Origin of the sequence: Arthrobacter sp. StoSoilB19 (genome assembly GCF_019977275.1) — a bacterium.
Taxonomy (GTDB): domain Bacteria; phylum Actinomycetota; class Actinomycetes; order Actinomycetales; family Micrococcaceae; genus Arthrobacter.
In genome coordinates, this window is the sequence record NZ_AP024650.1 from 4,010,997 (window position 1) to 4,033,472 (window position 22,476).

The following is a 22,476-nucleotide window of genomic DNA, read 5'->3' on the forward strand; positions in this document are numbered from 1 at the left end:
GGGGCTGCATGACGCGGACCGGGCGTCCGCTCATGCAATGCAGGTTGGGGGTAGCGTTTGGTTATGAGTGCGCAGCAGCCTGAAGACGACGTTTACACGCACGGCCACCACGAATCGGTGGTCCGCGCCCATGCCGCCCGTACCGCCGAAAACTCCGCGGCGTTTGTCCTCCCGCACCTCACGCCTGGTAAGTCGCTGCTCGATGTGGGCTGCGGCCCCGGCACCATCACCTGCGACTTCGCCGCCCTGGTCAGCCCCGGCAAGGTCACGGGCCTGGACCGCTCACCTGACATCATCGCCCAGGCGCAGGCCCTCGCCACCGAGCGGGAAGTACCCAACGTTGAATTCGTTGCCGGCAACATCTACGACCTCGACTTCGCCGACGAAACGTTCGACGTCGTCCACGCCCACCAGGTGCTCCAGCACCTGACCGATCCCGTTGAGGCCCTCAGGGAGATGCGGAGGGTGGCCAAGCCCGGCGGCATCGTGGCAGTGCGCGACGCCGACTTCCACGGCATGAGCTGGTACCCCGCCATTCCGGAACTGGACGAGTGGATGGACCTGTACCAGCGGATTGCCCGCCGGAACGGTGCAGAACCCGACGCCGGGCGGCGGCTGGTCAGCTGGGCACAGGCTGCGGGATTCACCGACGTCGCCCCCACCAGCAGCAACTGGCTTTACGCCACCTCGCAGCAGCGGCGCTGGCAGGCGCGCGTCTGGGGTGAGCGGGTGCTCCACTCAGCCTTCGCCGAGCAGGCGCTGGAGTACGGGTTTGCCAACCCGGCCGACCTTGCCCGTATCTCTGCAGGCTGGCACCGCTGGGGCTCCACGGACGACGGATGGTTCCTGATCCCAAACGGTGAGGTCATCGCCCGGGCCTGATCCCTGGTTGCCCAGACAGCAGCACAGGGACTGAAAAAGGGGCAGCCAATTGCCACCGTAGGATTGTTGAGTGCAATTTTCCCTCTGGCTGGCCCTGGCAGGTGCCGGCGCCCTGATCAGCTTCACCCCGGGCGCCGGGGCCATCAACACCATGAGCAACTCGCTGAACGCGGGGTTCCGCCGGTCCATCTGGGGAATCCTGGGCCAGCAGGCTGCGCTGATGGTGCACGTCCTGATCGTGGCCCTGGGCGTCGGGGTGCTGGTGGCCAGTTCCCCCCTTGCCTTCAACGTGATCCGTTACGCGGGCGCGGCCTATCTGGTGTACCTGGGCATCCGCCAGTTCCTGAGCAAGCCCACGGTGGCCCAGGAGCAGGCAGCTGCCCTTCGTAACGAACCCGCGTGGTCCATTTTCCGGCGCGGCTTCTGGGTCAATCTGTTGAACCCGAAGGCGATCGTGTTCTTCCTCGCCTTCACTCCCCAGTTCATCCGGCCCGACCTGCCCCTGTTCACCCAGTACGCCGTGTTGACGGCAACAATCGTTGTCATCGACATCCTGGTGATGTGGTTCTTCTTTGCGGCGGCTGCCAGGTCATTCCAGCGCTTCACCAACACGGAACAGGGCCAAATGGTCCTCAGCAGGGTGTTCGGTGTCCTGTTCGTGGGTGTGGGTATCCTGCTGGCCCTGATCCACTGAACCAGGTACCCACCAAACTCGGCACCAGCGTGTGACGTACCCATTCGGGCGTTAGTCATGCATCTTTACAAACCCGTAAAACTTTGTGAACAGGCGGCTAGCCAAGAGCGTTCGGAAGCGCGCATGCTTAGGGCATGAACTCAGCGTCGAGCGCATATCGCGTCATCACCGTCTGCACGGGCAATATCTGCCGGTCCCCCATGGCCGAGCTCATGCTCAAGGCAGCGCTTGAACGCGAGGGCCTTGACGGCCTGGTGGAGGTGGACTCCGCCGGCACCACCGGTTACGAAGCGGGCCGGCCCATTGATCCCCGCGCCGCCCGCCGGCTCGCCGCAACCCAGCTGGCCTCGGACCACCACGTGGCCCGCGAGTGGGAACCCGGGTGGTTCCGCGAGCGCGACCTGATCCTGGCCCTGGACATCGACCACTACGCGTGGCTCACCGAGGCGGCGCCGGACCAGGAATCCCTGGACAAGATCCGGATGCTCCGCAGCTTCGATCCCACCATGGCGGAGCGGGACCGCCTGGATCAGGGCATCGAGGACCCCTGGTACGGCGGCCACGCGGATTTCGACGCCGTCTGGCACCAGATCCATGCAGCCCTGCCCGGCCTGGTCCAGCACATCAGGTCCGCGGTCCTTCGGAACACCCAGCTGCAGCCGCACTAGGCACCAAAAACTCTTCAAGCGACGGTGCAATCCAGCGGCACCAGGAGTATTTTCTTGCTGCCTGGACGGCCTTCCCAGCACATCCGGCAAGTACGCGCGGCTCCTCGCCACACTGGAAGAGGCAGAGTCTCCGGCTGGGCGACATGGTCCGACAAGGACCGCGCCCTGAAGCGTGCAGGCATCGTGCATGCCGGCGCCAACGCAGGCTGGCGAGGGCAGGGGCTGTCCTGCTGCTGGTGAGCGGGTTCCTGGGCGGCCACCTGAGCAGCGGCCGTCACGCATCGGCGCAGCAACTGCCCCGCGGGTGAAAGGGTGCAACGGAAAACGGTACGCTCTAGTCCATGAGCCCACCCCCCGTCATCATCGCCATCGACGGGCGCTCCGGCGCAGGCAAGACCACCCTCGCCGTCGAGCTCGCGGCCCGGCTCCGGGCGCACCACAAGGTCTCGCTGTTCCACCTTGAGGACATCTACCCGGGCTGGGACGGACTGGCGGCGGGCATTGAACGCTACGTCTCCACGGTCCTCACCCCGCTGAGCCGGGGGCAGGCGGCCTCCTGGACCAGCTGGGACTGGGCTAACCACTACGACGGCGGCGCCCGGGTGACGCTGCCTGCGGAGATCGTCATCGTTGAGGGAGTGGGGGCCGCCGCCGAGGCCGCCCGCCCCATGCTGGGCGCGGTGATCTGGGCGGAATCCCCGGACGACGTCCGGCGGACCCGGGCACTGGAGCGCGACGGCGCAACATATGAACCGTACTGGGACCTGTGGGCAGCCCAGGAGGAAGAGTGGCTGGGCCGCGACGACGTCCCCGGCCACGCGGACCTCCGCGTCCGGAACCTCGCCGACGGCTCAGCCCCCGCGGACCTCCTCCAGCTCCTCCCCTACCTGCCCGCCCTGGCTCCGGTCCTCGCCCCCGAGTTGTCAGCCCGCCGCGGCCTTCGCCTTCATGCCGAGCGCATTGAAGCCGCCCCGGACGCACCCACCCTGTTCCACTCACTGTATGGCGGCTCTGGCAACGCCGTCTGGCTGGACTCCTCCAACACAGGCAGCGGACCGGACAGCACGGATCCTGTACAGCGGACTGCCGCAGAGCGCAGCCGGTTCAGCATCATGGCGGACGACGGCGGCACATTCGGCCAGTGCGTCACGCACCGTGGCGGTGTGAGCCGGATCAGCGCCGGCTCGTCCACTGCCAACGTTCCCGGCCCCTTCTTCCGCTGGCTCGACACCGTCTGGGGCCGCCGGGCGGTGCGGACCCCCGAGGGCTACCCCGGCGAATTCACCCTGGGCTGGCTGGGCTGCCTGGGGTATGAGCTGAAACGCGAAACCGGCGGCAGCGATCTTTCCGCGCCCACGCCGGACGCAGCCCTGATCTTCGCGGGCCGAGCGGTGGTCCTGGACCACGCCGAAGGCACGGCCTGGCTCCTGGCCCTGGAGGCACCGGACGCCGGCGGGTGGCTGGTGGAGGCGCGGGCAGCCGTGGAAACCGCCGCGGACCCAACGCAGGAAGCCGGCGGCAGCACCGGCGTCGTGCGTCCCACCACACCGCCCACTTTCCGCAGCCGGGACACCGGGGAACGGTACCGGGAGAAGATTGCCGCCGCACAGCATCAGATCGCCCAGGGAAACACCTACGAAGTGTGCCTGACCACCACCCTCGAAGCCACTGTCCCGGCCGGCTCGCTGGATCCATGGGCCACCTACCTGTCGCTCCGCAGCAGGAACCCGGCCCCGTTCGCCAGTTACCTCCGGCTGGGAAACGTTGCCGTGGCCAGCACCTCGCCCGAGCGGTTCCTGAAGATAGGGTCCGACGGCGGAATGCGCGCCGAACCGATCAAGGGCACCCGGCGCCGGGCTGCCGACCCGCAGGAGGACAGCCGCCTGCGGACGGACCTGGCCACCTCCGTCAAGGACAGGGCCGAGAACATCATGATCGTGGACCTGCTGCGCAACGACCTCAGCCACTTTGCCATGCCTGGCTCCGTTACGGTCAGCAGGCTTTGCGCCATCGAGAGCTACGCCACCGTCCACCAGATGGTCAGCACCATCGACGCCCACCTCCTGCCCGGAGCACCACGGGCAGAGGCGGTGGCGGCCTGCTTCCCGGCCGGCTCCATGACGGGGGCTCCGAAGATCAGCACCATGGCCATCCTTGACGACCTGGAGGCAGGGCCGCGGGGGCTCTATTCAGGTGCCATCGGCTACTTCTCGCTCAACGCGGCGGCGGATCTCGCCGTCGCCATCAGGACCCTGGTGGTCAGCACGGCTGGCGACGGAACCGCGGAACTGTCGCTCGGCGTCGGCGGTGCCATCACCTCGGACTCCGACCCGGACGACGAATATGAGGAGATCCGCACCAAGGCCTACGGGGTGCTCTCCACCCTGGGGGCGGAGTTTCCCGAAGACTGACCCGGGTTTAGGGAGGCACGGCCGTCCTACTGCACCGTGGCCGTCAGCCGTGCCACGTTGTCCACATAGCGCGCGGCGAGCGGCCGGTTCAGCCAGTCTGCCAGCTTCAGCTCATGGGAGATGTCCCGGTAGGTGTCCTCCACCGCCCGCATCTTGTTCACGATGTCCTCGCCCAGGAGCATCACGGAGACCTCGAGGTTCAGCGAGAAGGACCTCATGTCCATGTTGCTGGAACCCAGGACGGCCACCTCGTCGTCGATGGTGAAGTGCTTGGCGTGCAGCACGAACGGCGCCTTGTAGAGGTAGATCCGCACACCGGCCTCAAGGAGCGCCTCATAGTAGGAGCGCTGGGCGTGGTGGACCAGGAACTGGTCGCCCTTCTCGGACACGAACAGCTCCACGTCGACGCCGCGCTGCGCTGCCGTGGTGATGGCGTACAGCAGTGAATCGTCCGGAACGAAATAGGGGCTGCAAATGGAGATCCGGTGCTGCGCGGAGTAGATGAGCGTGTTGAAGAGCCGGAGGTTGTTTTCCGTGATGAACCCGGGACCGCTGGGCACCACCTGGGCCGTGACGTGGCCGGGCTCCGGATTCGCGGGGAGCTGCAACTGGTGTTCCAGGGATTCGTCGGTCTCGCTCAGCCAGTCGGTGGCGAAGACGACGTTCAGGGTGGTCACGATGGGCCCGCGCAGGCACGCCATCAGCTCCACCCACTCGCGGCCGGCCTTGCGGTGGCGCGGGTTGTTGTAGGACGGCTCGATCAGGTTCTGCGACCCCGTGAAGGCGATTTCGCCGTCGATCACCATGATCTTGCGGTGGTTGCGCAGGTCCGGCCGGCGCCACTGGCCATGGATGGGCAGGAGGGGAAGCATCCGCTTCCACTGGATCTTGCCGGCCCTCAGGCGCTTCAGCAGCTTCCGGTAGCCCTTGATGCGCAGCGTGCCGATGTGGTCGAACAGGAGCCGCACTTCCACGCCCCGCTCGGCGGCCTCTTCCATGGCCGTGAGCAGGTCGTTGGTGACGTGGTCGGAGCTCATGATGTAGAACTCGGCGTTGACGAACTTCTTCGCCTTCCGCACCGCGTGGGTCATGGCCAGGATGGAATCCGGGTAGCCGGGGATGAGGTCAACGGAGTTGTTGTCCACCATGGGCAGCGAACCCAGGGTGCGGTTGAGCTCGGCGGCGGACTTGACCCACTCGGGGCCGGGGTAGTCGCTGTCCACGTCCGAGAGGGCGGTGATGCCGGCCCGCACCCGGTCGTTGACCTGCTCCTGCTGGGCGCGGCGGCGGCTGGACAGCTGGAAGTTTCCAAACAGCAGGAACAGCGCGATGCCCACGAATGGGATAAAGAAGATGCCCAGGAGCCAGGCCATCGCCGTGGTGGGCCGCCTGTTGCCGGGAATGATGCCCAGTGCCAGGACCCTGATGACAAGGTCGGCGAAGCCCAGGAGCACCACAACCCACGTCGGCGCGGTGCCGGCAAGCGAAAAAGGCCACAACACGTCAATAACTCCCGGGGAGGTTGGGCCCCGGGGAACGGTTTCCGGCCGGGGCGCTCTGCCCAGCTTATCCGCGGTGCCGCACTAAGCTGGTGCCATGAGCTCTCCAGCCCCCGTGGTTCTCGTTTTCCTTGACCCCGCCTTCCCCGACGGCAGGGTGGCGGATGCCTCCCAGCCCCAGCTGCTGGTCACGGACCTTGGCGTCACGCGCGGTGACGGCGTGTTCGAAACCATGCTGGCCGTTGGGGGAACGGTGCGGAAGATGCAGGCCCACCTGGACCGGCTTGCCGGATCCGCCGCGGCGCTGGACCTGGACATCCCGGACCAGGATGTGTGGCGGCGCGCCATTGCCGCTGCCGTTGCCCGGCACCGTTCGGAGAACCCGCCGGCAGACCCGGCGGCAGATGAACTGGTGGTCAAACTGGTGGTGACCCGCGGCGTGGAAGGCGCGCCCGCCCCCACGGCCTGGGTCCAGGCCTCACCGGCCGGAGCTGCCGCCCGCCGCCAGCGGGAAACGGGCGTCGACGTCATCCTCCTTGACCGCGGCTACGACAGTGAGGTGGCCGAACGGGCACCCTGGCTGCTTCTGGGCGCCAAGACGCTCTCCTACGCCGTCAACATGGCAGCGCTGCGCCACGCGCATAAACAGGGCGCCGACGACGTCATCTTCACGTCCTCCGATGGCCGGGTCCTGGAAGGGCCCACCTCCACGGTGCTGCTGGCGCATGTGGAGAAGTCCGACGACGGCACAACAGTGAAGCGCCTCATCACACCACAGCTGGACAGCGGCATCCTGCCTGGAACGTCACAGGGGGCTCTCTTTGCTGCCGCCAAGGCGGCGGGCTGGGAACTGGGCTACGGGCCGCTGGTGCCACAGGACCTCCTGGACGCAGACGCGGTCTGGCTGATCTCCAGTGTCCGCCTGCTGGCGCCCGTGAACCGGATTGACGGCAGGGAGATCGGCACCCCGTCTGTGCAAAAGGAACTGACCACCGAACTGAGCGGACTTTTCGCCGGCATCCATTAGCCCGCAACAGGCAGGGCCGGCCCTTTTCCCGCCCCGGCATCACCCGTAAGGTGTGCACCATGGACTCGCACAAGCTGCCGATCGAAAAACTGTCCTTTGACGACTGCTGGGAACTCCTTGACACCGACACGGTGGGCAGGCTGGCCATCGTGGTGGACGGACATCCGGAAATCTTCCCCGTGAATTACGTTGTCCACCTGCGCAGCATCGTCTTCCGCACGGCACCCGGCTCAAAACTGTGGGACGCGAAAATGGAACGCCCTGCCGCGCTGGAGATCGACGGCTACGACCCCACCACCGAACTGGCCTGGAGCGTGGTGGCGCGGGGCAATACCGGGATCATCGAAGACCAGGCCGTCAAAGATGCGGTGGACAGCCTTGGCCTGGAGCCGTGGCAGCCCGGCGAAAAGGCAAACTACGTCAGGCTGAACGCCAAGGCGCTGACCGGACGCAGGTTCCAGGTGAACCGGCCGGACGTCTGGAACACCCGCCTCCAGGACCGGCGCCGGGCGTCATTCGAATAGCGGCCGCTCAACGACCACGCCTTTACACGGCCGCTCCGTCAGGCGCTGGAGCCTGACGCCTGCCGTGAAAGCTGGGCTTCCAGCCCGGACAGCAGGATGGTGAGCCCTTGGTCAAGCTCCTTGGCGCCGTCGTAGTCAGCCAACGCCGGCGCCAGCGCACGCAGCCGGGGGAATTCCTTCGCGGGCAGCCGGTGGAGCCCCAGCCGCAGCAGCACCTCGTTCTCTTCCGGGTCCACCACGTACTCCTGCAGTTCGTTCAGGAGGTGCCCGTAGAGGAAGCCGTAGTAGGCGCGGTAGACGTGCAGCGCATCAGCCGGCTCGAATCCTGCCGCCACCAGCAGGGTCAGGATCTGCTCCAATGGCCGCAACGTGCCCAGCGGACGCATGCCCAGCGGCGTGGAGAGGGGCCGCGTCACCAGCAGGGGGACAACGTTGGGATGCTTGAGCGCCAGCATCCGCAGGTTGTGGGCGATGCTCCGAAGCTGCGCTTTCCAATCCGGGTCCTCCGGATGAATCGGAAGCTGGTTGAGCACCAGCTCAGAAACCCCGTCCAGCAGCGCCGCGCGGTTCTCGGCGTAGCGGTACAGGCTCATCGGGTCCCGGCCAAGCTCCTGCCCCAGGCGGCGCATGGTCAGTGCATCCAGTCCTTCGGCATCAACCAGTTCCAGGGCCTTGGCCAGCACGACCTCCCTGCTCAGCCTGGCCTTGGCGGGGGTGCGGCCGGAAGCGTGCGGGGGATTCATGGTGTTGTCCTAGCGGTGGAAGTGGCGGCCCGGATTAATCGAGACGGTTGCCTTACTTGTAGTCTACGGGTAAAGTCTACATCGTAGACAGGCGCTGACGACGCTGAGGCCCCGGATGCTTTTCACGGGACCCAACCTATAGATTCGATGGCCATGTGCAGGGCATCAAATCTTGCTGCTGTAGCCGAACGGCGGCGCCGAGCACTTAGCGAAGGGAAGCCATCATGGCACATTCGCAGTTCGATACTTTTCTCCACGAAGCCACCTACCCCGACCACGCCGCTGGTTCCAGCATGGACCGCGACCGCCTCTACGGCCTGTACACCAGCTGGTGCTTCCTCAACCAGCAGCCGGCCGGCACCGAGTCCACCTTCTGGGCAGCCATGAAGCACCGGATCCCGCCGCGCCGCAACGGGCTGCGCATGAAGGGTCCTGCCGCTGCGGACTACATCATGACCAGCTACCCGGGCCTGGTCTGAGACCCCCGGATTCGTAAGAGGCCACCGGGCAGCCGGGTGGTACATGATCAAATGCTGTGGCACGCCCGTGCCGCAGCATTTTTCATGCCCCGGGCTAGGCAGGGATGATCCGGAAGAGGAACCTGGTGCGGACCATCACCCAGAGCATCCCAAGGACCACGGCGTAGGCCACGGTGTTGAGGAGGATGCTTTGCTGCTGCAGGGCCGGGATGTTGGCCACGACGGCGATCAGCACCACGTGCATGATGAAGACGTACAGCGTGGCCCGTCCCAGCGGGACCAGGAACCAGCCCAGGGCCCGGTCCACCGGTTTCCAGTAAGCACTGAGGAATGCGTACGCAGCCACCACCAGGACCAGGACGTTGAGCAGCCGGCCCGGGGCCAGGTATGTCCGGCCGAAGAAGGCGTCATACATTGCCCGGTAGGACGCATCCGGCAGCAGCGCCAGTCGGACGTCATAGGCGTTGGCCAGGTAGGGGTTGCCCCAGGACAGGAAGGCCAAAGCGAATGCTGCCGTGGTGCAGGCAACCACCACCCACGTGTGGCGCGACAGCCACGCTGTGATGCTGCGCCGATGGTAGCCCGCAACCAGCCCAAGCACGAAAAGCACCTGCCACACCAGCAGCGGGAAGGAGTCCTCAAACTGCGAGGGCAGGATCCGGAACCTGGTCATGGCACCTGCCGCATACACGGCAACCGACACCGCCACGACCCAGATGGCCTTTCCGCGGTTCAGCGCCGCGAGGATCAGCGGGCTGACCAGCAACAGCACCACATAGAGCCCCATGACATTGAACTGCCAGGGACCGAACTGCAGCAGCACGATGGCCGGAAGCACCTGGGGCGGGACGGGGAACTGGAACAGCGATGACATGCCCGCATAGAGGTCGTAGGTCCGGCCGGCCCCGTTGTGCCCGGCGCCACCGGTCCCCTGGTCCACGAACGTGGTCAGGGCCTCGGTGTGGAAGAACGGGAGCAGGGACAGAAGGAAGACGCCGATCAGCACGGCCAGCGCCGTCAGGTAGAGCTTGCCGGCGCGGCGGGTCGTGAGGTCGACCACCTGCCCGAAGTCCTCCCTGGCCTTGGGTCCGTACACCATGCCCACCACCAGTCCGGAGAACAGGACGAACAGTTCCGCACCCGACACGAAGCCCACGGCCTCCTGGGTGAGCAGCTGGAACAGCGATGCCATGCCCAGGTGGTTCACCACCACAAAGACGATGGCCATCCCGCGCAGCAGATCGATGCGCGAGTCCCTGGCGGAGGGATCCTGGTAGCCCCAGGCCGTGGCTGCGTTGATCCGGCGGGGTATCTGCCACAGGGCCACCAGGAGGATGGCCATGGCGGCGGCAACAGTCCAGGCGGCAGCCCCGGAGAGCGTGTTGGCCCGGACGTAGGTGCTCCCGGATGCCACGTCGGTGACCGGCCCGGTGACCATTGGCGATGCCTTCAGCCTGTCCAGGGCCGCTTTGGCGATGCCCGCCTGTCCCGTGAGCAGCCAGCTGATGCTCGCCACGCCGGTATCCCTGGTGCTGGTGCGCTCGTCCCAGACAACGGCGGCCGTCCCGGCAAAAGCTGGGGAAGTGGCAGTTCCCACCACCTGGTCCCACCAGCCCGCCTTGATGTCCGCCTCCTGCGCGCCGCCGGACGCGGGGCTGTAGAAAGCAGAGGTCTGGAGGAGGAACGGCTTGTTGCGCCCCTCGGAATAGGTGCCGTAGAAGTTTTCGCCGCCGGAGGCCGTCAGCATGTCCTGGAGCTCGCCGGCCCTCGGCTGGGAGTTGACGGCGGGGCCGCCGGCCGTGTCGTCGTGATAGGCGGCCAGCCCCGCCCAGTCCACTGCGTCGTCGCCCGGGTAGTAAGGGGCGTAGGCGCTGTCGCTTGAGTTCCAGGCCCCGTCGCCGTTCGTGTCCAGGAGGGAAAAGCCTTCGGTTCCGGGCTGCGGGGCATCCCGGTTGCGGTCAAAGGGGTAGTCCTTGCCCAGGTAAGGCGCCCACACCAAGGTGGCCCGGCCGCCGTCGTACTTCTTGAACGCTGCCGCCACAGCCCTGAAGGCCTGCCGGTACGCGGCGGGCTGCTGGCCCCAGGCCACCCAGCTTGCATTCATGTCCGGGGCGAACCGGATCAGCAACTGCCCCTTGAACCCGGACGTAAGGTCGCGCACCTGCGCTGCGAATGCTTCCGCTTCCGCGGTGCCGAGCTGGTCCAGGGGCACTGACGGCTTCACCGTGAGCAGGGCGTGGGCGCCTAGGGACGCGGCCTGCTGAAGGAAGCCGTCAAGGTCGTTCCGTTCCGCATCGCGGTAGGGGATGGTGATGTCGTGGCCGAAGACGGCCGGACTGGCACCAAGCCGGCCGCTGAAACCTGCGGCGGTGTCCTCGCCCCACTCGAGCACCGCGCCCAGCCAGGGCTTTCCCTTTTCCGGCGCAACGTCCGCCGCATGCGCCGGCGCAGCCGCCAGCAGGGCCAGGAGGCTGACGAGGGCCGCGGCCAGGAACGCCCCGATGGACGGCCGGCGGGTCCCCCGGATGGCGGCCTGGTGGCGCGATGTGTTTGCCCGCATGCTGACAGGACCCCCGGTGCTCATTGCTGTGACGACGGGGCGGCGCCCCGGTAAGAACTTTATCGGCCCTGCGGCCCCGGGCGGCACGTGGCCGGCCGCCCACCTGCGGCGATGTCCGCCGTCGCGCTTTCCTTCAACCCCGCGCCTCCCTTCAGCGCTGCTCAATTACGGAACATGACGACGGCGGCGGTGCGGCTTGGCGCGGCAGATGTTACGTTTTTGGGGAGTAATGAGTACCGGTGTGAAGCCCTGACTGGCCGGTCGGCAACCCTCCCTTTCGCGGCGGGGTGCCTCAGGTGAATACTCGGCATATCGACCGATTCGAGCTGCAAGCGTGAAAGAAGGAGATCCGTCGTGTCTGACGCACCTGCCCCTGACGAAAAATTGTCCTACCGCCTGATCACCGGCCCGGATGACCGTTCATTCTGCGAGCGGATCTCCACGGCCCTGGCCGACGGCTATGTGCTGCACGGCAGCCCGGCAGCCACCTTCAACGGCACCAGCGTGATCGTGGCGCAGGCAGTGGTCCTTCCGGCGGCAATCGCCTCGGCCGATGCCGCGGTTGCCACCGCAGTGGATGAACTGGACGCCGAATTTGAAGGCGAGTTCGACGGCGAGGGCCACGCATGAGCTACGCGGGAGACCTCACGCCCCAGGAAGCATGGGAGAAGCTGGAACAGGGCGCCATCCTGGTGGACGTCCGCACCGAGGGCGAATGGGCCCACATCGGCATTCCGGACACCAAGGCCACGGACAACGACCCCCTCTTCATCCAGTGGACCTTCCCCGGCGGCATCCCCAACCCCGACTTCATCAACGACCTCAGCCAGCAGGCGCCCGAGGACCGTTCAACCGAACTGGTGTTCCTGTGCCGCTCCGGCCAGCGGTCCATCGCGGCAGCCATCGCGGCCACCCGGGCCGGCTTCACCTCCTACAACGTGCTGGAGGGCTTTGAAGGCGAGCCGGACCGCTATGGCGAACGCACCGTCAACGGCTGGAAAAACCGCGGCCTTCCCACCAACCTCGGAAAGAACTAAGTGACCTTCAACCAAGACGCCCCCGGCTGGAACCCCGACACCCAGGCTGTCCGTGGCGGGCTGGACCGCACCAACTTCCAGGAAACGTCCGAGGCCATCTTCCTGAACTCCGGCTTCGTCTACGAATCCGCGGCAGCAGCTGAACGCGCCTTCACCGGCGAGGACGAACGCTTTGTCTACTCCCGCTACGGAAACCCGTCCGTGGCCACCTTCCAGGAGCGGCTCCGGCTGCTGGAAGGCACCGAAGCCTGCTTCGCGACGGCGTCGGGCATGTCCGCGGTGTTCACCGCGCTTGGTGCCCTGCTGGCTGCCGGCGACCGGGTGGTGGCCGCCCGGTCGCTGTTCGGTTCGTGCTTCGTGATTTTGAACGAGATCCTTCCCCGGTGGGGCGTGGAGACCGTCTTCGTGGACGGGCCGGACCTGGACCAGTGGCGCGAGGCCCTCTCCAAGCCCACCACCGCCGTCTTCTTCGAATCCCCGTCCAACCCGATGCAGGAGATCGTGGACATCGCCGCGGTCAGCGAACTTGCGCATGCCGCCGGCGCCAAGGTGGTGGCGGACAACGTCTTCGCCACTCCCCTGCTGCAGCGCTGCGGTGACCTGGGCGCCGACGTCATCGTCTACTCCGGCACCAAGCACATCGACGGCCAGGGCAGGGTCATGGGCGGCGCCATCCTGGGCACCAAGGAGTTCATCGACGGTCCCGTAAAACAGCTCATGCGCCACACCGGGCCCGCACTCTCGGCGTTCAACGCCTGGGTCCTGACCAAGGGCCTGGAGACCATGAGTCTGCGCGTGAACCATTCCTCCGCCACGGCGCTCCGGCTCGCAGAGTGGCTGGAAGAACAGCCCGCCGTGAGCTGGGTGAAGTACCCGCTGCTCAAGTCCCACCCGCAGTACGACCTGGCGGCACGGCAGATGAGCGCCGGCGGTACGGTCCTCACGCTTGAGCTGGCTCCCTCCGGCGGGCGCTCCGGCAAGGAAGCGGCCTTCGCACTGCTGGACGGGCTGCGCATCATCGACATCTCCAACAACCTTGGTGATTCGAAGTCCCTGATCACGCACCCCGCCACCACCACGCACCGCGCCATGGGGCCGGAAGGGCGCGCCGCCATTGGGCTCAGTGACGGCGTGGTGCGGCTCTCGGTAGGGCTCGAGGACCCGGAGGACCTCCTCCGCGACCTGGAACAGGCACTCAAGCAGATCTAGCCGCGCGGGAAGCCCTAGCTCCTCTGGGTCCGGGCGACGCGCTTCCTCCTTTCGATGCGCAGATTCCCTGGCGCGCACCAAATATGGGCCGCGAGGAGGAATCTGCGCGTCGGGAATGGATATGCGCGTCGAAGGTCAGCTCTGGCGGACCCGCAGCAGTTCGGGCGTGCCCTCCACGTCAGCAAGGTCCAGGGCATCCCGCATGGTCACGTTGACGGCCTGCCGCACCACGGCGCCGAACCCCATGTCCTCCGGGGGCGGTCCCGCCACCGCCTTGTCCCGGGCGCGGCGCTGTTCGGCGGCTCCCGTTCCGCGGGCGATGATGTCCTCCACCCCCTGCCGTGCCAGTGCCAGCTCCCCCTGTTCGGACAGGACGGGAGCCAGGTAATCCACCAGGGACCGGACCACGTCCGCGGCCGGTGCGGGCCGGAAATTCCCAAAATCCAGGAGTTCACCGCTTAGCCCGGCGCTGCTGGCCTGCCACGAGGCCATCCGGAGGAGGACGGTGGGAACCGGCGCAGGATCCACGTCGGCCTGCCATTCCCTGCTGGCGGATTCCACCAGCGCCCGAACCAGCACGGCAATGAGCGCTGCATCCTCGGCACGAAGGCAGACGTCCGCCACGCGAACCTCGACGGTGGGGTGGTTGCGGGACAGCCGGGCGTCGAAGTACAGCATGCCCTCATCGAGCATGACGCCGCTTTCCAGCAGCCGCGTCACCACGCGCCGGTAGGCAGGGTACGTCCCGTAAATACCGGCCGGGCCCGCCGTGGGCCACCGGTTCCAGGCCTGGGTGCGGTAGCTTTCAAACCCGGTCGGAACGCCGTTCCAGAAGGGTGAATTGGCGCTCAGGGCCGTCAGCACTGCCAGCTTGTCGCGGATCCGGTCCAGGACCGCCACGCCCTCTTCGGGCGATTCGATGAACGTGTGCACATGGAAGCCGCAGGTCAGCTGCTCCTGGGCGGTGAGGCCGAAGCGCTCCAGCATTTTGGCGTACCGGGGGTCGGGCGTCGTGTGGGTGGTGGAGGCCAAGGGCGAGGTGGCGAGGGCCGCCACCCTGGCGCCATGCTTCCTGGCGGCCTGGTCCGCCAGGGCGCGGCCCGCGCGGATCTGTTCGAGCAGGCTCCCGTATTCGAGGCACGGACGGGTCTGGGTCTCGATCTGCTCAAGCTTCAGCTCGGCACTCAAGCCCATCTCGTCGTCGTAATCCGCCTGTTTTCCGGAGTGGTGGACCTCCGGGTCCACGGGAAGATCGTCAGCCGCAACGCGGTGGCCGGCCAGGAGGGCGTCGGCCAGGGCAAGGGGTTCCCCGGACTCCGGATCAACGATCAGGAGTTCCTCCTCTACGCCAAAAGTACGCATACGAACATTCTGCGATACTTGTCCGGCATTCGAGGGGCCCCGGCGATTCATGACGAACCGTGAATGCTAGTCCTGGAAGTACTCCACCTTGGCGCCGATGGTGTTCAGGCGTTCCGCCAGGTCCTCGTAGCCACGCTCGATCACGTAGATGTTCCGCAGTTCGGATACGCCCCGGGCGGCGAGCATGGCCAGCAGCAGGCAGGCGGCCGGACGAAGTGCAGGCGGGCAGCCCACCTCGGCGGCGCGCCACTTGGTGGGCCCGTTGACGTAGATCCGGTGCGGATCCAGCAACTGCACCTGCGCCCCAAGCCTGTTCAGCTCTGTCAGGTAAATGGCCCGGTTCTCGTAGACCCAGTCGTGGATCATGGTCTGGCCATCGGCGTTCGCGGCAATGACGGCAAAGAACGGCAGGTTGTCGATGTTCAGCCCGGGGAACGGCATCGGATGGATCTTGTCCTCCGGGGCATGCAGCTCGGAGGGCTTGGTGGTCACGTCCACCAGCCGGGTGCGGCCGTTGCGGGCCATGTACTCGCCCGAAATTTCCAGCTTCTGCCCCATCTGGCCCAAGGTGGCCAACTCGATTTCCATGAACTCGATGGGCACCCGCCGCACCGTGACCTCGGAATTGGTGACGATGCCGGCCGTGATGAGGCTCATCGCCTCGATGGGATCCTCGGAGGGGAAGTACTCGATCTCCGCGTCAATGTCGGCCCGGCCCGTGATCTTCAGGGTGGTGGTGCCCACGCCCTCGATGGTGACGCCCAGCATCTGCAGGTAGAAGCACAGGTCCTGCACCATGTAATTGGGGCTGGCGTTGCGGATCACGGTGGTTCCCGGCCGGTGCGCCGCGGCCATGATGGCGTTCTCGGTGACGGTGTCCCCGCGTTCGGTGAGGACGAAGGAGCGGTCCTGCGCGTCCGCCGGCGGAGCCTGGACCGTGTAGAAACCGGCCGTGGCTTCCACGGCAAGGCCAAACTGGCGCAACGCCTGCATGTGCGGTTCCACGGTGCGGGTGCCGAGGTCGCAGCCGCCGGCGTAGGGCAGCCGGTACTCCCGCGACTCATCCAGAAGGGGACCCAGCAGCATGATGACGCTGCGGGTCCTGCGCGCCGCGTCAACGTCCATGGCTTCCAGGTCCAGGACGGCGGGACGGCGAAGACGCAGGTCAGTGTCGTTGAGCCAGGTGCACTCGACGCCGATGCTGGTCAGCACTTCGACAATGCGGTTGACTTCCTCGATCCGTGCCAGCCGGCGGAGCACGGTGGTGCCACGGTTGATCAGGCTGGCGCACAGCAGGGCGACGCCGGCGTTCTTGCTGCTGTTGACATCCACGGCACCGGAGAGGGTACGGCCGCCCTCCACCCGCAGGTGCGTCATCTGCGGCTTGCCGACGTTGACGATGCTGCGGTCGAAGATCTTTTCCAGCCTCTGGATCATCTTCAGGCTCAGGTTCTGCTTGCCCTGCTCCATCCGGGCAACGGCGCTCTGGCTGGTGCCGAGCTCGGCGGCCAACTGGCCCTGGGTCCAGCCCTTCTCGCTCCGGGCATCCCTCAACATGGCGGCAACGTGCTCAGCGGTCTCCTGCGTCATATCCGCAAATATATCATAGATGAGTTACGCGGGCCCTGATCGGCCACTGGTATGGGGCATCGGGAAAGCCTCTACCCACTGCATGCGATAGGAATCACCTGGGCCGGACCGCCAACATCAACTGCCCAGCCACACCATGTTCCAGGTCCCGGCGGCCAGGGCAGCAAATAGCGCGAGGCCGGCCACCAGGACACCGCCGGCCACCACCCCAAGGTCCAGCGCGCTGAACGTGGATTCCCGGGCCCAGGTCCGGTTGCCGCCGCCGAAACCGCGGGCTTCCATGGTCACAGCAAGCCGGGACGCGCGGCGGATGGCCTGTACCAGCAGCCCGAAACTCTGGCCCAGCGTGGCCTTCACCCGCTGGGCCACGCTGCCGCGCGAACCCACGCCACGCGCACGCCGGGCCATCCCGATGGTCTGCCATTCTTCAGCCATGAGCCCCACCAGGCGCATCGCGGCGAGCGTTCCCAGGACAAAGCGGTGCGGCAGGCGCGCCTTCTGCGCCAGCGCGTCGGCAAGGTCCGTGGGATCGGTGCAGCTCATCAGGAGCACGGCCGGAAGGGCGATCGCAAAGCCGCGCAGGAGGAAGCCGATGCCCAGCTGCAGGGAACCTTCGCTCATGGACCAGATCCCGGCGTCGAGCAGGATCCGGCCGCTGTCCGGGGCCAGGATGGAGGTGCTCCAGCCACCCACGGCAGCGGCAAGGATCAGCGGCCAGCCGCGCTGCCACAGCAGGGACAGGGTGAGCCCGGCCAGGGGAAAGAGCAGAAGCTCAAAGACCAGGGCCACGGACGCCGAAACCCAGTCGATGGACAGCGCCAGGACGGCGGTGATCAGCAGGACGGCAGCGAACTTGCTTAGTGGATTGGCGCGGACCAGGAGGGCATGGTTGCCGCCCAGGGTGAGTTGCTGCCTCATGGCGCCACCGCTTCCGCCGCGGCCATCCGCAGTTCGGCCCCGCCCAAGGCCTGGGTGAATTCGGCGTCATGGGTCACGGACACCACGGCAGTGCCGGCATCCAGGAGCTCGGACAGGAAGGACGCCAGCTCGGCCCATGTGTTGGCGTCCTGCCCGAACGTGGGTTCATCCAGGACCAGGACCTGCGGGCTGGCGGCAAGGACGGTGGCCACGGACAGCCGCCGCTTCTCGCCACCGGAGAGCGTGTAGGGGTTGGCGTCCACCAGCGCGGTGAGCCGCAGCCGCTCCAGCAGTTCGTCCACCCGATCCCCGCCGTGGCCCAGGTGCCGGGGGCCGAACAGCAGTTCGTCAAGCACCCTGCCGGTCACGAACTGGTGCTCCGGCTCCTGGAACACCGTCCCCACTCGGGAAATCAGCTGATCCGCCTTCCACCGGTACGGGTCAATGCCGGCACCGCGGCTCAGGTCCATGGTGGCGGAGACCTTTCCGGACACCGGTTCCAGCAGCCCTGCCAGGGTCAGGGCGAAAGTGGACTTACCGGCGCCGTTGGGACCCGTCACGGCGAGCGCCTGCCCGGCGCGCACCTGCGCGGCCAGGCCTTCCTGGACCGGTGACGGCGGAATCTTCCTTAAGCCCTTGCGTCGGGGACGTTCGCGGGCGACTGCCAACTGTTCGGCTGCGAGCAGGAGGTTTCCCGTGCCGGGGGCCGGGACCACCGCCCGGGCACGGGTTGCCGGGACGTAGCCGGGGACCCACACACCGGCGGCGGCCAGCATGGCCCGCGCCTCCGTGAGCACCTGGTCCGGCGGCCCGTCCAGGAGTACGGCAGGATCCGCGGCGGAGCCCGGCTGCAGGACCACGATCCGGTCCACCAGGTCCTTCCACACGGACACCCGGTGCTCCACCACCACCAGCGTGGCCCCGGTCTTGTCCAGGCACCGCGCCACGGCATCGCGGACCTCCAACACGCCGTCCGGGTCCAGGTTGGCGGTTGGCTCATCCAGGAGGATCAGGCCCGGGCGCATGGCCAGGATGCCGGCCAGCGCCAGGCGCTGCTTTTGCCCGCCGGACAGGGCCGACGTCGGGTGGTCCAGCGGCAGGTGGGACAGTCCGACGTCGGCAAGCGCCTCGTGCACGCGCGCCCAGATTGCTTCCCGTGGGACGGCAAGGTTTTCGGCACCGAAGGCGACGTCGTCCCCCACCCGCGACAGGACCACCTGCGTCTCGGGGTCCTGCTGCATAAGTCCGGCGCGCCCGCGCTGGGCGCGGGGCACGGCGCCGTCAACCAGCAGCGAACCCGACTCGTCGGCGTCCCCCGCCTCGCCGCCGTCGTCGTTGATGTCCCCCAGCACCCCTGCGAGCGCGTGCAGGAGCGTGGACTTCCCGGCGCCCGAGGGGCCGAGCAGGAGCACCCGCTCCCCCGGGCTGATGTCCAGGTCAAGCGCATGGACGGCAGGCTTGGCCCTGCCGGCGTGCCGCCATCCCCAGCCCCGGGCTGTGACGGCGGCAGGGCGGACGGTGCCGCCGTCACGCTGGGCTGGTGCCATCAGGAGAAGACAGGCTCCGTGGCGGCCTTGCGCGAAGCGAAGGAGCTCAGCACGCCGGTACGCGCCAGGCCGCGGGTGGCCAGCCAGGACAGGGCGCCGGCGAGAATGGCGCCGGAGAGGGTGGTCAGCACGATGTACGCCAGCTTGTCCGCACCGGAGTAGGCGATGTTCCAGCCCCACGGTGCGAATGAGTCATTCAGTCCGCAGAAGAATCCAGCCGCGGCGCCTGCCAGCAGGGAGACGGGCAGGTTGAACTTGCGGTAGACGAAGATGGCGAAGATGATTTCCGCGCCGAGGCCCTGGATGAAGCCGGAGAAGAGGACCGAGGCACCGTACTGGGAACCCATGAGGAGTTCCCCGGTGGCGGCCACGGTTTCACAGAACAGGGCGGCCCCGGGCTTGCGGATGATCAGCATTCCCAGCACGCCGGGAATCATCCAGCCGCCCGCCAGCAGCCCGGTCAGGGGCGGGTAGGCGGCATTCATGGGGGCAGAAAGCGCGGCTGCTCCCTGGTCCCACGCCCAGAAAATGACGCCGCCCGCGATGGCCACCAGCGCGGCGACCACGATGTCCACGACGCGCCAGGACTTACTGGTGGTCTTCTTGATTGCTGCAGTACTCATGTGATCCTCCTGGGAAACAGGAGGGGAAAGTGGACCCGGCTGACGGCTGTTGCCGTGCAGCCGCGGCACTTTGAGAACTCGACTCCCTTGCGCCGGTACTAACCGGATCAGGTTCGAGGGTCTGCGGCTGTCCGCACTCTCAGCGCCCACCTGCGGTGCCCGGCTTGTGCCAGGATGTCCGACGGCGGCGCTCCCCTGTCGTTATTAGTGGTGCTTTTGGATGGGTAAGGCTTTTTGAACTGCCCTTCCGGGCGTGGTCAAGTTTACACCTGGCGGGGGTAGATTGAGGGCCATGAGCGCCATTCCACCGGATGTGACCGGATTCGATCCTGATTCCGCCGACGCCCAGCTGGAGGGGTCACTGGAAGCGTCGATCGCCCGCATCGAGGCGGAGGTCCGGGAGCTCCAGTTCCCCGGCTTTTCGCTGGATGACGCGTTGAACCTGGGCCTGCTCCTGGTGGAGCTGGGCAAGGAGCGGTCCCTTCCCATCGCCATCGACATCACCAAGGGCGAGCAGGTCCTGTTCCACGTCGCGCTCCCGGGCGCCACGCCGGACAACGGGCACTGGATCCGCGCCAAGCAGCGCACTGCCGCCCGGTACGAGGTGCCGTCACTTTTGGTGGGGCTTCGCGGCCGGCTGGGCGGCGGCCGGATCGAGGACAACGCCTGGTTCGACCAATCCCGGTATGCAGCCCATGGCGGCGCCTTTCCGATCTACGTCACCGGCGTGGGCGCCGTGGCCACGCTGACCGTCTCCGGGTTGCCGCAGCTGCAGGACCATGACCTGGTGGTTGAGGCGCTGCGCGACATCCTGGGGTCGTCGCTGCGGGATTAGGCGCCGGTTGACCTGCCGCCAACAGGAAGCCTGCTTAGCTTTTATTAGTAATCATGCTTACTATATTGGTTCCCGGGTTTCGAGGAGGACAGGGCATGGGAGTCACCATGGGCGGTCCCGCGTTCGTTCCCGTCACCAGCGCGGCAGACCAAGGAGCACCATGAGAATCCCGGAATCCAGAGGCCCCCTCAGCAACGCCCTGTTCGCACTCCTTGCGCAGGCTCCGGCCGAAGCCGGGACGGGGCTGGACGGGCTGTACCACCTCGCGGCACGGCAGGTGGCCGGCACTAGTGACATCATCGGCGACGAGGACATCCAGCTGGCCCTCTTCTGCCTCTACGAGCTCCACTATTCCGGCCTGGCCGGCGTCTCCGACGACTGGGAGTGGGAGCCGGCGTTAATCCGGGTCCGGCAGCTGGTCGAGGCACCGTTTGAGGCAGCCCTCCGTACCGCCGCGCACCAGGCCGCCGCAGACTTCGAACTGCCTGCCGGTGCCCTGACCAGCGACCAGGTAGCCGACGTCCTGTTCGGCCTCGCAGCCACGGACACCGGGCCCAGCGTCTCCCGCTACGTCGCCAGGAAGGCGGGCCTGGACCAGCTCCGGGAGTTCCTGATCCACAAGTCGATGTACCAGCTGAAGGAAGCCGACCCGCATACATGGGCCATTCCGCGGCTCAGCGGACGGCCCAAGGCGGCCCTGGTGGAAATCCAGGCGGATGAATACGGCGGCGGCCGCCCCGAGCGCATGCACAGCGCGCTGTTCGCCCGGACCATGCGCGGTTTGGGCCTCGACGTCAGCTACGGCGCGTACGTGGATGCCGTCCCCGCCGTCTCCCTCGCGTCCGTCAACCTCATGTCGCTGTGCGGCCTGAACCGGCGGCTCCGGGGTGCCATCACCGGCCACCTGGCGATCTACGAGATGACCTCCTCCCAGCCCAACCGGTTCTACGGCAACGGATTCCGCCGGCACGGTTTCGGCGCGGACGTCACCCACTACTTCGATGAGCATGTGGAGGCCGACGCCGTCCACGAGCAGATCGCAGGCCGGGACCTCGCCGGCGGCCTCGTCGAAGCCGAACCGGAACTCCTCGCGGACGTCCTGTTTGGGGCCACTGCCGCCATGGCCCTCGACGGCCGGCTGTCCGCCCATCTGATGTCCTCATGGGAAGCCGGCGCATCATCGCTGCGGGCGGCCGTGCCGGCCGCAGCATGACTACGACGAAAGCGGTGCAGGCATGAAACCCGGACAGCATGGAACAGGATCGGACATGGACCAGGAATCCGCCGCGGGCTCCATCGTGGTCTGCCCGGACGGGCCCCTGATCGTCAGGGGTGATTTCGAGATCGTCACCCCATCCGGGGACGCGGTGCCCTGCGACCGCAGGACCGTTGCCTTGTGCCGCTGCGGCGCCTCGGCCATCAAGCCCTACTGCGACGGCACGCACAAGATGATCAAGTTCCGCACCGAGCCGCCCGCGAAGTAGTCCAACAAGCCATTTAGTCCAACAACCCGCCTGCAGCACGCCACGGCCTTGCCCGGACCGGCACGGGCGTACGGCTAGGCTGGAGGCAGTCCGTTTTCCGCCCGCAAGGAGTAATAGGAATGAACCTTTTCATCAAGCTGCTCGGAACCGGGGTGAGCCTCGGCGCAGGCCTGGCCGGCACCAAGCTGGTCAACACCATCTGGGAGAAGACCACCGGGCAGAAAGCCCCCACCGGCAAGAACGAGGATGTCCCCACCAGCCTGCGTTCGGCGTTGACCTTCGCGCTGATCTCGGCGTCCGTCAGCGCCATCATCCAGGTGCTGGCCAACCGCGGCACCCAGCGCGCCATCACCCGCTTCGCCAAGTCGCAGGACATCGTCTAGC

General features: G+C 67.1%; 22 protein-coding genes and 2 riboswitches. Of the genes, 14 read left to right on the plus strand and 8 right to left on the minus strand.

Annotated features, from left to right (window positions below; translation table 11 throughout):
* Positions 1–63 precede the first annotated feature (63 nt).
* The 4 genes from LDO86_RS18555 to pabB all read left to right on the plus strand — a co-directional run bounded on the left by LDO86_RS18555 (position 64) and on the right by pabB (position 4,655).
* Entirely contained in the window at positions 64–882 is an 819-nt protein-coding gene (locus LDO86_RS18555; RefSeq protein ID WP_018769998.1) for a methyltransferase domain-containing protein, read from the plus strand.
* 70 nt (positions 883–952) lie between these two features.
* The gene (locus tag LDO86_RS18560) at positions 953–1,576 is read left to right on the plus strand and encodes a LysE family transporter (protein ID WP_018769997.1); all 624 of its coding nucleotides are present in this window, start codon (positions 953–955) and stop codon (positions 1,574–1,576) included.
* A 134-nt stretch (positions 1,577–1,710) separates the two neighbouring features.
* Positions 1,711–2,244, plus strand: a complete 534-nt coding sequence (locus LDO86_RS18565) for a low molecular weight protein-tyrosine-phosphatase (RefSeq protein ID WP_134165020.1) — start codon at positions 1,711–1,713, stop codon at positions 2,242–2,244.
* 341 nt (positions 2,245–2,585) lie between these two features.
* On the plus strand, positions 2,586–4,655 hold the full coding sequence (pabB, locus tag LDO86_RS18570; RefSeq protein ID WP_018769995.1) for an aminodeoxychorismate synthase component I: 2,070 nt from the start codon (positions 2,586–2,588) through the stop codon (positions 4,653–4,655).
* A gap of 26 nt (positions 4,656–4,681) precedes the next feature.
* Here the strand turns inward: pabB and cls are convergent, their stop codons facing one another.
* Entirely contained in the window at positions 4,682–6,154 is a 1,473-nt protein-coding gene (cls, locus tag LDO86_RS18575; protein WP_018769994.1) for a cardiolipin synthase, read from the minus strand.
* Positions 6,155–6,251: 97 nt separating this feature from the next.
* Between cls and LDO86_RS18580 the strand changes: the two genes are divergently transcribed.
* Positions 6,252–7,181, plus strand: coding sequence for an aminodeoxychorismate lyase (locus LDO86_RS18580; protein WP_026265884.1), 930 nt, complete (start codon positions 6,252–6,254; stop codon positions 7,179–7,181).
* Positions 7,182–7,240: 59 nt separating this feature from the next.
* The gene (locus tag LDO86_RS18585) at positions 7,241–7,705 is read left to right on the plus strand and encodes a pyridoxamine 5'-phosphate oxidase family protein (protein WP_018769992.1); all 465 of its coding nucleotides are present in this window, start codon (positions 7,241–7,243) and stop codon (positions 7,703–7,705) included.
* A 38-nt stretch (positions 7,706–7,743) separates the two neighbouring features.
* Here LDO86_RS18585 and LDO86_RS18590 read toward each other — a convergent pair whose 3' ends face one another.
* Positions 7,744–8,448, minus strand: coding sequence for a TetR/AcrR family transcriptional regulator C-terminal domain-containing protein (locus LDO86_RS18590; RefSeq protein ID WP_018769991.1), 705 nt, complete (start codon positions 8,446–8,448; stop codon positions 7,744–7,746).
* Between the two features lie 224 nt (positions 8,449–8,672).
* On the opposite strand from LDO86_RS18590, the gene LDO86_RS18595 reads away from it, so the two are divergent.
* The gene (locus LDO86_RS18595; protein WP_018769990.1) at positions 8,673–8,927 is read left to right on the plus strand and encodes a hypothetical protein; all 255 of its coding nucleotides are present in this window, start codon (positions 8,673–8,675) and stop codon (positions 8,925–8,927) included.
* A 94-nt stretch (positions 8,928–9,021) separates the two neighbouring features.
* On the opposite strand, the gene opgC is transcribed toward LDO86_RS18595, so the two are convergent.
* A complete protein-coding gene (gene opgC, locus LDO86_RS18600) occupies positions 9,022–11,487 on the minus strand; it encodes an OpgC domain-containing protein (RefSeq protein WP_018769989.1) in 2,466 nt (821 codons plus the stop codon).
* A 225-nt stretch (positions 11,488–11,712) separates the two neighbouring features.
* Positions 11,713–11,828, plus strand: a riboswitch (SAM riboswitch).
* A 13-nt stretch (positions 11,829–11,841) separates the two neighbouring features.
* Between opgC and LDO86_RS18605 the strand changes: the two genes are divergently transcribed.
* The 3 genes from LDO86_RS18605 to LDO86_RS18615 are packed head-to-tail and all read left to right on the plus strand — an operon-like array spanning position 11,842 to position 13,733.
* The gene (locus LDO86_RS18605; RefSeq protein ID WP_018769988.1) at positions 11,842–12,117 is read left to right on the plus strand and encodes a DUF1737 domain-containing protein; all 276 of its coding nucleotides are present in this window, start codon (positions 11,842–11,844) and stop codon (positions 12,115–12,117) included.
* The gene (locus LDO86_RS18610; protein ID WP_018769987.1) at positions 12,114–12,524 is read left to right on the plus strand and encodes a rhodanese-like domain-containing protein; all 411 of its coding nucleotides are present in this window, start codon (positions 12,114–12,116) and stop codon (positions 12,522–12,524) included. Before LDO86_RS18605 ends, LDO86_RS18610 begins: the two co-directional genes overlap by 4 nt.
* Complete coding sequence (locus tag LDO86_RS18615; RefSeq protein WP_056391915.1) at positions 12,525–13,733, plus strand: O-succinylhomoserine sulfhydrylase; 1,209 nt, start codon at positions 12,525–12,527, stop codon at positions 13,731–13,733.
* Positions 13,734–13,868: 135 nt separating this feature from the next.
* Here the strand turns inward: LDO86_RS18615 and LDO86_RS18620 are convergent, their stop codons facing one another.
* From LDO86_RS18620 to LDO86_RS18640, 5 genes are all read right to left on the minus strand, one after another.
* On the minus strand, positions 13,869–15,095 hold the full coding sequence (locus LDO86_RS18620) for a glutamate--cysteine ligase (protein WP_018769985.1): 1,227 nt from the start codon (positions 15,093–15,095) through the stop codon (positions 13,869–13,871).
* 66 nt (positions 15,096–15,161) lie between these two features.
* Positions 15,162–16,685 (minus strand): UDP-N-acetylglucosamine 1-carboxyvinyltransferase, encoded by a 1,524-nt coding sequence (locus tag LDO86_RS18625; protein ID WP_018769984.1) that lies wholly within the window; start codon positions 16,683–16,685, stop codon positions 15,162–15,164.
* A gap of 117 nt (positions 16,686–16,802) precedes the next feature.
* Positions 16,803–17,603 (minus strand): energy-coupling factor transporter transmembrane component T, encoded by an 801-nt coding sequence (locus tag LDO86_RS18630; RefSeq protein ID WP_018769983.1) that lies wholly within the window; start codon positions 17,601–17,603, stop codon positions 16,803–16,805.
* Complete coding sequence (locus LDO86_RS18635; RefSeq protein ID WP_018769982.1) at positions 17,600–19,150, minus strand: ATP-binding cassette domain-containing protein; 1,551 nt, start codon at positions 19,148–19,150, stop codon at positions 17,600–17,602. Before LDO86_RS18635 ends, LDO86_RS18630 begins: the two co-directional genes overlap by 4 nt.
* On the minus strand, positions 19,150–19,773 hold the full coding sequence (locus LDO86_RS18640) for an ECF transporter S component (RefSeq protein WP_018769981.1): 624 nt from the start codon (positions 19,771–19,773) through the stop codon (positions 19,150–19,152). The genes LDO86_RS18635 and LDO86_RS18640 overlap by 1 nt, the downstream gene beginning before the upstream one ends.
* Positions 19,774–19,839: 66 nt before the next feature.
* Positions 19,840–19,980: riboswitch (TPP riboswitch) on the minus strand.
* A gap of 85 nt (positions 19,981–20,065) precedes the next feature.
* On the opposite strand from LDO86_RS18640, the gene LDO86_RS18645 reads away from it, so the two are divergent.
* The 4 genes from LDO86_RS18645 (at position 20,066) to LDO86_RS18660 (ending at position 22,475) form a co-directional block, all read left to right on the plus strand.
* Positions 20,066–20,608 (plus strand): heme-degrading domain-containing protein, encoded by a 543-nt coding sequence (locus tag LDO86_RS18645; protein WP_018769980.1) that lies wholly within the window; start codon positions 20,066–20,068, stop codon positions 20,606–20,608.
* Between the two features lie 160 nt (positions 20,609–20,768).
* Positions 20,769–21,821 (plus strand): iron-containing redox enzyme family protein, encoded by a 1,053-nt coding sequence (locus LDO86_RS18650; protein ID WP_018769979.1) that lies wholly within the window; start codon positions 20,769–20,771, stop codon positions 21,819–21,821.
* A 55-nt stretch (positions 21,822–21,876) separates the two neighbouring features.
* Positions 21,877–22,092: a CDGSH iron-sulfur domain-containing protein gene (locus LDO86_RS18655; RefSeq protein WP_018769978.1), complete on the plus strand. Its 216-nt coding sequence runs from the start codon at positions 21,877–21,879 to the stop codon at positions 22,090–22,092.
* A gap of 119 nt (positions 22,093–22,211) precedes the next feature.
* Positions 22,212–22,475: a DUF4235 domain-containing protein gene (locus LDO86_RS18660; protein ID WP_018769977.1), complete on the plus strand. Its 264-nt coding sequence runs from the start codon at positions 22,212–22,214 to the stop codon at positions 22,473–22,475.
* Position 22,476 lies beyond the last annotated feature (1 nt).